This is a genomic window from Providencia rustigianii (genome assembly GCF_900637755.1).
GTDB lineage: Bacteria > Pseudomonadota > Gammaproteobacteria > Enterobacterales > Enterobacteriaceae > Providencia > Providencia rustigianii.
This window is the reverse complement of record NZ_LR134396.1, coordinates 2,824,310-2,837,733: the sequence shown is the minus strand read 5'-3', so window position 1 is coordinate 2,837,733 and position 13,424 is coordinate 2,824,310. Positions and strand designations below refer to the sequence as shown.

Here is a 13,424-nt window from a genome sequence, read left to right as displayed (position 1 = left end):
ATGTTAAATGGTCAAGAAGGATTAAACTATGTGTGAAGGGCGCTCCTCTAAAGTACGACATCAAACCATCATTGAGATGCTATCTACTCAAGGGCAAGTGTATGTACAGGAGCTTGCAACACATTTTAATGTGGCGCAGGAAACTATCCGTCGAGATCTTAGCAAACTAGAAACTCAAAAATTATTGAAGAAAGTTCATGGTGGTGCGGTCAACATTCAGTCTAAATTTGAGCGTAATTTTACAGAAAGAGCGCAAGCAGCTGTCGATGAAAAAAGGGCAATTGCAGCGAAAGCCGCTGAGTTGATTAAGCCCGGTGACACGCTATTTATTGATTTTGGCACGACCACTTTTGAATTTAGCCAGCGAATTAAATTGATTGATAATATTACGGTAATTACCAATTCACCCTTATTAGCCAATACGTTGCAGGAAAATACAACGATTGAAACCATTCTCATTGGCGGTCAATTTAATGCGGCACAAAATGCCTGTTTAGGAGCAATTGCTCTGAAGAATATTACTGAGTTTTTTGCAGACTATGCAGTTATTGGCGCGGGGGCTTTCCATCCTCAACATGGCGTTATGGATCAGCATGTTGATGAAGCAGCAATAGCGCAAAAAATGATGGAAAATAGCGATAAGTTAATGGTGTTAGCGGATGGCACTAAAGCGCATAAGCATGCGATTAACTTCGTAGCTGGATGGGAGAATATTGATTTTCTAGTGACAACCAGTAAAGATTTTAAGTTTACAGAAAATAAAAAGCGTCCAAATACGAAAATTATTATTGCTGATATTCAATAGTTCATCGCAAACCACAGTACTAAAAAATTTAATTTAGCACCCCAAGGAAAATAATTAAATTATTTTTCATGGGGTTACTTTATCTAAAAATGGTCAAAAATACACACAAGGGAACCAAATGAAACTCTACTTTATTGCTTGCCCATATTCAGACCCAGATAGTGAAGTCGTAGAAATGCGCTTCCAAACGTGCACTCAATTTGCTGCTGAACTAGCGGTTAAGGGGATTGCAACGTATAGCCAAATTACGATGACCCATCCAATTAACCAATATCTAGCTTCTCAAGGGCAAAAAGTAGCTTGGTCAGAGATTGATATGGCGTTTTTAAAGCGTTGTGATGGATTGATTGTTTTAACATTACCAGGCTGGGAGAAAAGTGGTGGTGTGGCTGCTGAGATTCAATTCTTTAAAGATAAAGGTTTGCCAGTTTGGACAAATGAAGAATTTATTGAACAGTTAGTAAATTGATTTTTAAATTCAAATAAAAAAGCCGTAACTTTTAATAGGTTACGGCTTTTATTATAGGTGGTTAGTGGCTCGGTTTTAGATATTCATCTAAATTTTTACTCTCGCCTTTATTACTATCATTATCTGTAAAATCAGTAATAGTGCAGCCGAACTCTTCAATATCATTACACATTAAGGTTGCCATCGATTTCGCAATCTCATGCTCCCCAATAATAATATGGTCAGCGCCACGTTCTTTGATAAAGCTAACTTCATCATCGTAATGAGCACGAACAACAACAGTAATATTCGGATTGAGTTCTTTAGCGGTTGCGACAATCTCACCTGCTTCATAGCCATTAGGAATGGTAAGCAATAGGGATTTTGCACATTCGATACGGGCTAAGTTTAGAATTTCTTTACTGGCTCCGTTGCCTAAAATTGCACAGAAACCATTTTCAGCAAGTTCTTCAAAGCGGGCTCGAGTATCTTCAACCACCACGAGTGGAATTTCACGACGACGTAGTTTGTCTGCGAGCATACCGCCAACTCGACCATAACCAACAATCACCGCGTGGCCACAAATATTCACTGGAATTTGCGTTTCTTCTTCCAGTGTTTCTTCAAGCAGTTGTTCTTCGATAGTTTCGGTTTTTTCCAGATACTTATCCAATAAGGTGAACAATATCGGATTGAGCATGATAGAAACAATTGCACCGGCTAAGACTAAGTTTTGTGCATCTTTATCCATCACGCCAAGAGTCAGCCCCATACCAGCCAGAATAAAGGCAAACTCACCAATCTGTGCCAAGCTGACTGAAATGGTTAATGCGGTTCGCCGTGAGTGCCCGAACATTCGAACGAGTACCAGCGCCGCCGCAGATTTACCTATAATGATGATGGCAAGAACCGCTAGAATTCCCAACGGTTGTTCGATGAGTACGATAGGGTCGAATAACATACCCACAGACACAAAGAACAGTACTGCAAAAGCATCACGCAGCGGTAATGTATCTTGAGCCGCACGGTGGCTAAGCTCGGATTCATTCAGTACCATACCGGCGAAGAATGCACCTAACGCGAATGAAGCATCAAAAATTGCGACAGCAGCATAGGCAATACCCAATGCGAGAGCTAAAACTGCAAGCGTAAATAACTCTCGGGAACCGGTTGAGGCAGTACGGGATAATATCCATGGGATAACTTTACGCCCGACTACAATCATGATCAGAATAAAGGCGACAACTTTACCAATGGTCCAAGCTAGGCTCATGGATAATTCAACAATACTGGTCTCATTGCTTTCCATAATTCCTGCAGCGGCAGGTAGGAGAACCAAGGTCAGTACCATGGCTAAGTCTTCGACGATCAGCCAGCCAATCGCAATTTGTCCACGCTGACTTTCAATCAATTGCCGCTCTTCAAGGGCGCGTAGTAATACAACGGTACTTGCTGTTGAGAGACATAGGCCAAAGACGATACCTGTAAATATTCCCCATCCGAATAACATGGATAAGCCGAGGCCTAATAAGGTCGCTACAGCAATTTGGGCGATTGCACCGGGGATAGCGATGGCTTTTACAGCTAGCAAATCTTTCAATGAGAAGTGCAAACCGACACCAAACATCAATAGAATGACCCCGATCTCTGCGAGTTCAGGGGCTAATGTAGTATCAGCAACAAATCCGGGGGTAAAAGGGCCAGCTAATACTCCCGCCATGAGATACCCCACAAGCGGGGATATTTTTAAGCGCTGAGCAAGCATTCCTAATAAGTATGCAAGGGCGAGACCACCAACAATGGTTGTAATTAAGGGCGTTGAATGCTCCATTTAGTCTCCTCTGGGTTATTTATGTATAAAAAGGTGGGTACATGCCTTTGACTTTCAAAATGTTGATGGTGTTTATCACCATTTTGAAACACAAATTGCATGATTTTTGTATTTTAACGGTTTTGGAGATAAATTTCTTTAAAAAAATACATTTTTTCTAAAAAAAATCGAGGTGATGGTGCTAAATCGTTACAAGATTTTCATTTTTATCATAATTGTGGGTATCTTTTGTGAAATAAATACTGGATTATCTATACTTATGTTTTCATAAGTATAGATAAAATAAGGTTATAATTCTATTTGTTGCTAATATTTGGTAGTAATACAGTGAAAATGCCCAATAATGGTAAAAATGCACAGTATTGATAAACTTGCTCAATACTGGTTTGATCGGCAATGTACCCAAGAACAGCTGCCCCAACACCACCCATACCAAAGGCTAGGCCAAAAAACAAACCTGAAACCATTCCTGTTTTACCAGGAATAAGCTCTTGAGCATACACGAGTATTGCGGAGAATGCTGAGGCAAGGATCATACCGATAATCACGGTGAGTACCCCAGTCCAGAATAGTGAAGCGTGAGGTAAAAGTAAGGTAAACGGCGCTACGCCAAGGATTGAGAACCAAATAACATATTTGCGTCCAATCTTATCACCGATAGGGCCTCCAATCATTGTTCCAGCAGCAACAGCAAATAAAAACACAAACAGGTGGATTTGGGCGTTTTGTACGGAAACGCCAAATTTATCGATTAAATAGAATGTGTAGTAGCTGCTAATACTTGCTAGATAGAAATACTTTGAGAAAATCAAAATAAGCAAAATACTCAAAGAACCGATAACGACTTTTCTTGGCAATATTTTGATATCACTAGAATTAATTGGCATTTTTTTCGCTGCACGATGCTGTTGTTTATACCAGCTACTGACTTGCAATAGAATAATGATAGCGAGCAAGGCGGCAAAGGAGAACCAACCGATATTGCCTTTGCCATACGGTTCAATAACTAAAGCAGCAAGTAGCGGGCCTAACGAAGCGCCTAGGTTTCCCCCAACTTGGAAAAAGGACTGAGCTAAGCCATGGCGGCCACCAGATGCCATACGTGCAACTCGAGAGGATTCAGGGTGAAATACCGATGACCCCGTTCCCACTAATGCCGCGGCAATTAATATCATTGGGAAAGTTTCTGCCATCGCTAGCAGCAATAACCCCGTTAAAGTAAAACCCATACCAATGGGTAATGAGTATGGCTGCGGGTGTTTATCCGTGTAGTAACCAATCACCGGCTGTAATAGTGAAGCGGTAACTTGGTAGGTCAGGGTAATCATCCCAATTTGAGCAAAACTGAGAGAAAAATCAGATTGTAGTAAAGGATAAATCGCCAGAATCAACGACTGGATCATGTCATTCAGTAAATGGGAAAAACTAATTGCAGTCAGGATACTAAAGACCGTTTTTCCTGTTTTATTCGTTGGCTTTGTTCCACTCGTTGGCGCAGTTTGCTCACTCATTTTAATAACCACTTTAGTTTGTTACGCAATTGTAACCAATATAACTAATTTAGAAATTATTGAAATGGCAATATGAGGCACTTTGTAAAATTGATTAAATAAATTATACGACTTAGATCTCATTTCTCTGCAACGACTTTCTTATTATGCAGTAGTGCTCAGATCCTATCGTGGTTTTTGTGCTATAAGACTGTTTTCGGTGACACTCAATCCTCTACCTCATTCGTAGAAAAATTCCTCTCTCAGGGAGAATGTATGAAATTGACATTTAAGGCTTCCGCATGTGCATTGACCGTCTCTTTGGCGTTATTGCCAGCTATGATGGCAAATGCGTGGGAAAAAGATAAAACTTACAATATCACTATCTTACACACCAATGATCATCATGGTCACTTTTGGCACAACGAAAAAGGCGAGTATGGTTTAGCTGCACAAAAAACCGTTGTAGATCAAATTCGTGACGAAGTGGCAAAGCAAGGTGGCAGTGTATTATTACTTTCTGGCGGTGATATTAATACCGGTGTTCCGGAATCAGATTTACAAGATGCTGAACCTGATTTTAAAGGAATGAACTTAGTGGGTTACGATGCTATGGCATTAGGTAACCATGAGTTTGATAACCCTCTAGAGGTATTAAAACAGCAAGAAAAATGGGCAACCTTCCCATTCTTATCAGCCAATATTTATCAGACCAGTACTGGCAAACGCCTATTTAAGCCTTATCAGGTTTTTGATAAGCAAGGGGTGAAAATCGCAGTTCTTGGCTTAACAACAGATGATACGGCCAAGATTGGTAACCCAGCTAACTTCCCTGATGTAGAATTCCGAGTTCCAGCAGCAGAAGCCAAGAAAGTGGTTGAAGAGCTGCGTGCGACAGAGAAGCCAGATATTATTATCGCCGCAACCCATATGGGACATTATGACAATGGTAATCATGGTTCTAATGCCCCTGGTGATGTAGAAATGGCTCGTAGCTTACCGGAAGGATATTTAGACATGATAGTGGGTGGCCACTCACAAGATCCTGTTTGTATGTCCCAAGAGAACAAAAACTATAAACAAGAAGAGTATGTTCCGGGAACAGCATGTGCGCCAGATAACCAAAATGGGACTTGGATTGTTCAAGCCCATGAATGGGGTAAATATGTCGGTCGTGCAGATTTTGAATTTAAAAATGGCAAATTCACATTAAAACACTACCAGTTAATCCCGATTAACTTGAAGAAGAAAGTGAAGAAAGACGATGACACAACGGAATATGTCTATTACACCCAAGAAATCGCACATAATCCAGAAATGACCAAATTACTGACACCATACCAAGATAAAGGTGACCAGCAACTAGGTGTCAAAGTGGGGTCAGTGGATGGGAAATTAGTCGGTGACCGCAATAAAGTTCGTTTTGAACAGACCAATATGGGGCATTTATTGCTGGCGGCACAAAAAGAGCGTGCAGGGGCTGATTTCGCGATCATGAGTGGCGGCGGTGTACGTGACTCTATCGAGAGTGGCGATATCACCTATAAAGATGTATTAAAAGTACAGCCATTTGCAAATGAGTTGGTATATGTCGACTTTAAAGGCGAGGAAGTCCTCCCTTACTTGCAATCCGTTGCAAATATGAAGCCAGACTCAGGTGCGTATGGGCAGTTTTATAATGTCTCACTTACGCTGAATGCCGATGGTAGCATTAGTGATGTGAAAATCGATGGCAAGCCTGTTGATAAGAACAAAACATACCGTATGGCGACATTAAACTTTAATGCGATTGGCGGTGATGGCTATCCACCAATCGATAATCATCCAAACTATGTCAATACAGGTTTTGTCGATGCGGAAGTACTCAAAGGCTATATTGAGAAACATTCGCCATTAAAAGTGGCAGATTATGAACCGAAAGGTGAAATTGTTTATAAAAATAAATAATGGATAATCTGTACTCAAAAGCCCCTTGATTGGGGCTTTTTGATTCAATGGAGTGAATTAATCTTTTTTAATCTCAGCAAACGTTGCATTTAGGACGCTCGCTAAATCATTTGGTGCAAGTTCTAAATCTAGCCCACGTTTTCCACCAGAAATAAACATCGTAGCAAACTCTTGAGCTTGGCTATCAATCACCGTCGGAAGCCGTTTTTTTTGCCCCAATGGGCTAATACCACCAAGCAAATAACCCGTGGTTTTTTGTGCAATTTGCGGGTCAGCCATTTCGACTTTTTTGACTTTAAATACTCTGGCGACCAGTTTCAAATCGAGTTGACCAGAAACTGGTGTAACAGCAACGGCTAACGTTTTTTGATCCCCATTAAGTGCAACTAATAAGGTTTTAAAAACCTGTTTTGCATCTAACCCCAATTTTTGAACTGCTTCATCCCCAAAGTTATTTTCATTGGGATCATGGTCATAAGGATGGAGCGTGAATTTAATTTTCTGTTTTTCGAGTAACTTGACTGCTGGCGTCATAATTATACCTTTTATTTTTCAATGACCGTGTTTATTAACTATCGTTGCGTAAATAATCAATCAGACTATGTTCACCAAACAGGTGTAAGGCACCCACTGCCACGACATAGTTGCCATTAGGTAATGTTTTCAATTTATCTGCCCATTCCTGATTTCGACGCGTCATCAGCACATTATAAACGTCTTCACTGAAGGTATTGGGTAATGTAGCGCAATGTTCAGGTTGATAATCTAGCCACCAGCTAATCATCGTTTGCAGTGAGCGTGCATTAGTGCGCCAATGCACTAAGGTATCTTGCAATAGCGGTAAACCTTGATCTGGAAGTTGCAGTAATAATTCTATCTGTGCCGCGGTGCCTTCTAGCTCAATAATCGGCTTTTGCTGTGATTGAACATTACGAATTAATTGATAATCAATACCGTAGTGACCGCGTAATCCTAACCCTTGAGCCTGTGTTGCCTGCATGACTAACGCCACTTGCCAAGATGGCAAGTGGTCAAATTGATCTGAGGATTGGCGAATTTCTTGGCAATACTGTAAAAACAGAGAATATTCACCGTCTGTCAGCCGTTGGCGTATTGGTGAAATCGGTGTAGTGGGCGCTGGAAACGAGGTTTGGGTATCCGTGATATCAGCCTCAACGATTAAACCATCTGCGTGATTAAGCTTATCCAATAAAATGGTGGAGAGAGGAAACATGGTTTCAGTTCCCATATGGATGCTACCCACAATATGCAGTTTCAGTTGATTGGAAAGGCGGACATCAATTGCAGGGTAGGGATAAACAGGGGCAGTGCCAGTATACAGCCAGTTTTTGAGGTTTTTGAAAAACGTTCCCATATTCTAGTCATCCCTAGATTGCGAATTAGAATAATAGGTTAAACAATCTTGCGGGGATTTGCGAATGGCTAGACAAAATAAAACACTTTTTACATAAACTATAAAAAACGCGCTGTACTGATAGCCAGTAAAGCGCGTTGTGAATCTCAATCTTAGGGATTATTCAGCTTTGCGTTTGAACAAGCTTAATAAAGAGAATAAACCGAAGGCACTAAAAATCATTTCAATACCGATTAAGGTTGTTAGAAGTGCAATTGAGGTAATAGGACCATTGCCAATTAATAAGTAAGCAATGAAGAAATCTAAGATACCAATAATCAATTGAACCCAACCAGCGGCAGATTTAATTTGTTGAAAACCTGAATATAGGCGAAGGATACCCCCGAAGATAAACAGGGCAGCAATGATAATCGCCATCGCAATTAAGCCTTGTAAAGGCTCTTTAATAAAAGCATAACCGACGATGCAGTAAATAATACCGATCACAAAACCAAATAAACGCGACCAGCCAGTATAAATGGCTGAGCTTAATATACTAACAATAGCGCCCACGCCACTTAAAATTAATAATACGCCGACGATAGCACTGACGACAATTCCCGATGCCATTGGGTTGAGTAGGCAGACTATGCCTCCCAGCAGCAGCAGTACCGCTAGGACGATCAGCGTATTACGCTGTTTTTTCATATCGCCACTGGCTAAGCTCAATAGTTTTTCGCGATTAATATTTAACATGGAACCCTCAAACAGTAAAAATAATTAAATTCACTTAATTATAGACTACTTATATTAAATTAACTGAGGTATTCGAGCGATTAATTGAGGTGAATCAAAGAGAAAAAAGTCACCTTGATGAATTCAAGGTGACTTGGCGGGATTATTTTTCAGGTTTAAAGCGCAGTAAGCGGTTGGCATTACTGACTACGGTAATTGAGGAGAGTGCCATAGCTGCCCCGGCAACGACCGGATTAAGTAATGTTCCAGTGAGTGGATATAAAATCCCTGCGGCAATCGGGATCCCCAATGAATTGTAGACAAAGGCGCCAAATAGGTTCTGTTTCATATTGCGCAATGTGCCTTTTGAAATCGACACTGCATCGGCAACACCGTGCAAACTTTGACGCATTAAAGTAATGGATGCAGTTTCAATTGCGATATCACTACCGCCACCCATCGCAATCCCCACATCAGCACGAGCTAGGGCAGGCGCATCGTTGATCCCATCACCGACCATTGCTACTCGGTGACCTTTTGCTTGTAGCGCTTCAATTGCGGCAGATTTGCCGTCTGGCATGACGCCTGCAATCACTTCGTCAATTCCGGCTTCTTTAGCGATGGCATTCGCAGTAACTGGGTTGTCGCCAGTTAACATGACCAAGCGGAAACCTTGCTTATGCAAACGGGTTAGGGCGCTAATACTGTCTTCACGTAGTGGATCACGGATCGATAACAGTGCCGCAATTTTTCCATCTACAGCCAGTAATACAGGAGTTACCCCTAAAGACGCTTGCTGATGCAAGATTTCTTCAATAGGGCGGGTATCAATCTGGCTCTGTATTAACAGTTTTTGGTTACCCAGTAGCACCGTTTTCCCATCAACGAGGGCGGTGACGCCTAATCCCGCTAACGTTCTAAATTGCGCATTGGCTGGGATATCCAACGCTTTTGCACGGCTGAGGATGGCACGAGCTAATGGGTGATTTGAACCGCTTTCTAACGATGCCGCTAGCTGTAAAGCTTCTTGCTCACTGAATTCGTTGAATAGATGAATATCGGTGACTTGAGGCATACCTTCGGTCAGGGTACCGGTTTTATCGAACACAATGGTATCGAGGTTGCTAGCTTGTTGTAACGCATCGGCATCACGCACCAACACGCCAAACTCAGCGGCTCGACCTACACCAGAGATAATTGACATCGGAGTCGCAAGGCCAAGAGCACAAGGACAAGCGATGATTAACACGGTTGTCGTAATAACCAGTGCATAGGTGATTTGCGGTGCAGGACCAACAAAATACCAGATAGCCCCTGAAATCACTGCAATAGCCACAACAACGGGAACAAATACAGCTGAAATTCGGTCAGCCAATTGCCCAATTTGTGGTTTACTACTTTGCGCCTGACGAACCAGATAAATAATTCGGGCTAAGGTTGTTTGGCTACCCACCGCCGCCGCACGAAACAGAACTGTACCATCTTGTACGACAGTTCCAGCATGGACTTGATCCCCTTTACTTTTTTGTTGAGGGATCGGCTCACCAGTTAGCATGGCTTCATCTAACCAGACTTCGCCTTCAATAATTTCACCATCCACGGGGACACGGTCGCCTGTTGCTAAGCGCAGGATCATGCCTTTTTTCACTTGCTCTAGAGGCATGTCTACTTCGCCTTGATCGGTGACAACTCTGGCGGTTGGCGGTGTTAAGTCTAATAATCGTTCAAGGGCTTTGGATGAGCGCTGACGTGCCCGTTGCTCTAAAGCGTGACCTAAGTTAATTAGACCGATGATCATGGCGCTTGCCTCATAATAGAGGTGACGCGCTTGGTCTGGGAACATATCTGGCCACAGGTTAACCACGATGGAATAGAGCCAAGCAGCGCCCGTACCCAAGGCAACTAAGGTATCCATCGTGGCACTACCATTTTTCAGGCTTTGCCATGCGTTCTTGTAGAAATGCCCACCAGCAAATACCATGACTAACAGGGTTAACACCCCGATAGTGAGCCAAATGTTGTTGTTTTCGGCAGTGAGCATCATGTTATCGCCGATCATGCCCCAAATCATCACAGGGACACCAAGGGCGAGAGCTAGAGCAGATTGCCAACGGAAGCGACGCATATTAGCTTGAGCCACTTCTTGCTGGCGCTCACGACGCTTAGCTTCATCTTGGATCATTTCTGCGCCGTAGCCAGCTTTGACCACCGCAGCAATCAAGTCATCAGGATTGGCTGTTCCTGTAATCAATGCGCTACGTTCTGCGAGGTTTACCCGAGCGTTTTCGACGCCGGGAACGCTACTTAATGCTTTTTGAACTTTATTTACACAACTTGCACAGGTCATGCCATCTAATAACAATTGAATGCTATCATCAGCAGGATTGATTTCAGGTTGTTCACCTAAATCAGATTCTTGAGCCGGAATATCACAAATTGCCGCTGAATCCGTTTCCGGTTGTTCAACTGATGTCATCAGCGGCTCAGTTTTTGGGGAGTTACCCTCTTCTTGGGCAAGTGTTGCGTGATAGCCCACAGCCTCAACAGCAGCAATTAAATCTGCGGCTGGCGCAGAACCATACACTTTAGCCACTTTGGTATTGACATCAGCAACAGCAACACCGTCAACCGCTTCTAACGCTTGCTGAGTTTTTCCTGCGCATTTCATGCAGCTTAATCCTGATAGCTGAAGTTCAACATCAGGCGTCGTCGCAATAACGGCTTCATAGCCAGCATCGGTAATTGTGGCAATTAAATCTTCTGCTTTAGCATCACTTTCGATGACTGCGTATTCGATGGTTACTTTCAGATTAGTGACATCACCACGGGCCTCGAGTGCTTTTGTCACGGAGCCAACACAGTGCATGCAGCTTAAGCCTTGCAGGGCTAGTATAGTTTTCATTTTTGATTCTCCGAGCCCTTAAATAAAACGGGGCTATAATTTGTACATAAAATCAGTCTATAATCCGCTATGTTGTTAAGGTTAAACCCTCCCACAAGGGTAAGGTCAAGGGGAATTATGAATATCAGTGAAATTGCCAAAAAAACGGGTCTGACAGCAAAAGCGATTCGTTTTTATGAAGATAAAAGTTTGATTACGCCCCCTGAGCGTGGCGACAATGGGTATCGATATTATAAAGATAGGCATCTTGATGAGCTGATGCTATTAAAACAAGCTAAAGATGTGGGATTCACGCTGGAAGAGTGTGGGGAGTTGCTTGGATTATTTCGTAACCCTAGCCGTCATAGTGCTGATGTGAAAAGTGCCACCATGGCTAAAATCGATGAGATTCAACAGACGATTACTAAGTTACTGTCGATTCGCAATACGTTGCAGGAGTTAGTGGATGCCTGCCCCGGTGATGATGGGGCAGACTGTCCGATTATTGACCACTTGGCGCGTGGCTGCTGTCATCAGAGTAAGGCTTAACTTTTAACGTAATTCCATCGACCGCAATCACTTCGACTTCAGTGTCTGCTTTTAGGGGAATTTCGCTATAAATACGCCAGCTACCATCGGCTAAACGTACTCGGCTAAATCCCTCTTCGGTATCCGTTAATAAGCGGGCTTTAATACCAATCAGCTGGTGGCTTATTTGGTTGACATCATCGGCTTTACTCTCTTTACGGTGACTTAGCCATTTCCGCCACAAGACCGCAGAAACTACAGTAAATACCGCAAACAAGATGCCTTGCCATTCCCAACCTAGGAATGGCATTGCCCATGCGATGATCCCAACGGCTACAGCTGCAATACCCGACCACAGCAAGTAGCCTCCAGTACCCAGAAGTTCACCAATCAGCAGTAAACCACCTAGACACAGCCAAAACCATGCGGGTTGAGTGCTGATAAGTTCTATCATGCTTTTTCCTGTTTCTTAATATCGCTGGCTTTTTTGCTTTCGCCAATAAGCTCAGTGATCCCGCCAATGGCTCCCATCAGATTGCTGGCTTCTAATGGCATCATGATAACCTTGCTATTTGATGCAGAGCCAATGCTGGTTAGGGCATCAGTATATTTTTGTGCGACAAAGTAGTTAATTGCTTGCATATTACCTGCGGCAATAGCATCAGAAACCATTTGAGTTGCTTTGGCTTCAGCTTCCGCGGCTCTTTCACGGGCTTCAGCTTGTAAGAATGCAGACTGGCGTTCACCTTCAGCTTTTAAAATTTGTGATTGTTTTTCACCTTCAGCTTTTAAGATTGCCGCCTGGCGAATACCTTCAGCTTCTAGAATGTCAGCGCGTTTGGTTCGTTCTGCTTTCATCTGAGCATTCATCGCACTAACTAATTCTTTTGGTGGTCTAACATCACGAATTTCAATACGGGTAATTTTTACGCCCCATGGATTGGTTGCTTCATCCACAACGTGCAATAAACGACCATTGATGGAATCACGTTGAGATAACATTTCATCGAGTTCCATGGCACCAAGAACGGTACGAATGTTCGTCATGATCAGGTTTAGAATAGATAATTCTAAATTACTGACTTCATATGCAGCGCGTACGGGATCAATAACCTGAATAAAACACACCGCATCAATGGTGACGTTGGCGTTATCGCGTGAGATAACTTCTTGAGATGGAATATCAAGGACTTGTTCCATCATATTGATACGACGACCAATTCTGTCCATAAAAGGCACTAAAAGATGCAGCCCCGGTTGTAAAGTGCGGGTATAGCGGCCAAAACGTTCAACAGTCCATTGAAAGCCTTGAGGTACGGTTTTTACACAAGTAAAAACAATAACCAAGGCGACGAAGATAATAATCGGTATAGCACCAAACGCGAACAAATCCATAGGTAATCCT

12 protein-coding genes are annotated in these 13,424 nt (G+C 42.7%); 4 read left to right on the top strand and 8 right to left on the bottom strand.

Annotated elements, in window-relative coordinates; genetic code table 11:
• Window positions 1–28: 28 nt before the first annotated feature.
• Window positions 29–805: a DeoR/GlpR family DNA-binding transcription regulator gene (locus tag EL244_RS13080; protein ID WP_039855172.1), complete on the top strand. Its 777-nt coding sequence runs from the start codon at window positions 29–31 to the stop codon at window positions 803–805.
• A gap of 118 nt (window positions 806–923) precedes the next feature.
• Window positions 924–1,274 (top strand): DUF1937 family protein, encoded by a 351-nt coding sequence (locus tag EL244_RS13075; protein ID WP_006815120.1) that lies wholly within the window; start codon window positions 924–926, stop codon window positions 1,272–1,274.
• Between the two features lie 61 nt (window positions 1,275–1,335).
• Here the strand turns inward: EL244_RS13075 and ybaL are convergent, their stop codons facing one another.
• A complete protein-coding gene (ybaL, locus tag EL244_RS13070; protein WP_006815119.1) occupies window positions 1,336–3,084 on the bottom strand; it encodes a YbaL family putative K(+) efflux transporter in 1,749 nt (582 codons plus the stop codon).
• Window positions 3,085–3,380: 296 nt separating this feature from the next.
• The gene (locus EL244_RS13065; protein ID WP_006815117.1) at window positions 3,381–4,595 is read right to left on the bottom strand and encodes an MFS transporter; all 1,215 of its coding nucleotides are present in this window, start codon (window positions 4,593–4,595) and stop codon (window positions 3,381–3,383) included.
• Window positions 4,596–4,850: 255 nt separating this feature from the next.
• Here EL244_RS13065 and ushA point away from each other — a divergent pair, with 255 nt between their 5' ends.
• Complete coding sequence (gene ushA / locus EL244_RS13060) at window positions 4,851–6,521, top strand: bifunctional UDP-sugar hydrolase/5'-nucleotidase UshA (RefSeq protein ID WP_126461426.1); 1,671 nt, start codon at window positions 4,851–4,853, stop codon at window positions 6,519–6,521.
• Between the two features lie 57 nt (window positions 6,522–6,578).
• Here the strand turns inward: ushA and ybaK are convergent, their stop codons facing one another.
• The 4 genes from ybaK to copA form a co-directional block, all read right to left on the bottom strand.
• On the bottom strand, window positions 6,579–7,055 hold the full coding sequence (gene ybaK, locus EL244_RS13055; protein WP_126461423.1) for a Cys-tRNA(Pro)/Cys-tRNA(Cys) deacylase YbaK: 477 nt from the start codon (window positions 7,053–7,055) through the stop codon (window positions 6,579–6,581).
• 34 nt (window positions 7,056–7,089) lie between these two features.
• Entirely contained in the window at window positions 7,090–7,896 is an 807-nt protein-coding gene (locus EL244_RS13050) for a TraB/GumN family protein (protein ID WP_006815112.1), read from the bottom strand.
• Between the two features lie 159 nt (window positions 7,897–8,055).
• The gene (locus tag EL244_RS13045) at window positions 8,056–8,631 is read right to left on the bottom strand and encodes an HdeD family acid-resistance protein (protein ID WP_006815111.1); all 576 of its coding nucleotides are present in this window, start codon (window positions 8,629–8,631) and stop codon (window positions 8,056–8,058) included.
• 142 nt (window positions 8,632–8,773) lie between these two features.
• Window positions 8,774–11,512, bottom strand: coding sequence for a copper-exporting P-type ATPase CopA (gene copA / locus EL244_RS13040; protein WP_126461420.1), 2,739 nt, complete (start codon window positions 11,510–11,512; stop codon window positions 8,774–8,776).
• 117 nt (window positions 11,513–11,629) lie between these two features.
• On the opposite strand from copA, the gene cueR reads away from it, so the two are divergent.
• Complete coding sequence (gene cueR / locus EL244_RS13035; RefSeq protein WP_126461417.1) at window positions 11,630–12,040, top strand: Cu(I)-responsive transcriptional regulator; 411 nt, start codon at window positions 11,630–11,632, stop codon at window positions 12,038–12,040.
• Here the strand turns inward: cueR and EL244_RS13030 are convergent.
• Both EL244_RS13030 and EL244_RS13025 read right to left on the bottom strand, forming a co-directional pair.
• Window positions 11,994–12,473, bottom strand: a complete 480-nt coding sequence (locus EL244_RS13030; RefSeq protein WP_006815109.1) for an NfeD family protein — start codon at window positions 12,471–12,473, stop codon at window positions 11,994–11,996. The two genes, cueR and EL244_RS13030, sit on opposite strands and share 47 nt — an antisense overlap.
• Window positions 12,470–13,414 carry an SPFH domain-containing protein gene (locus EL244_RS13025; protein WP_006815108.1) on the bottom strand — a complete coding sequence of 315 codons (945 nt, stop codon included), beginning with the start codon at window positions 13,412–13,414 and terminating at the stop codon, window positions 12,470–12,472. The genes EL244_RS13030 and EL244_RS13025 overlap by 4 nt, the downstream gene beginning before the upstream one ends.
• Between the last annotated feature and the right edge of the window lie 10 nt (window positions 13,415–13,424).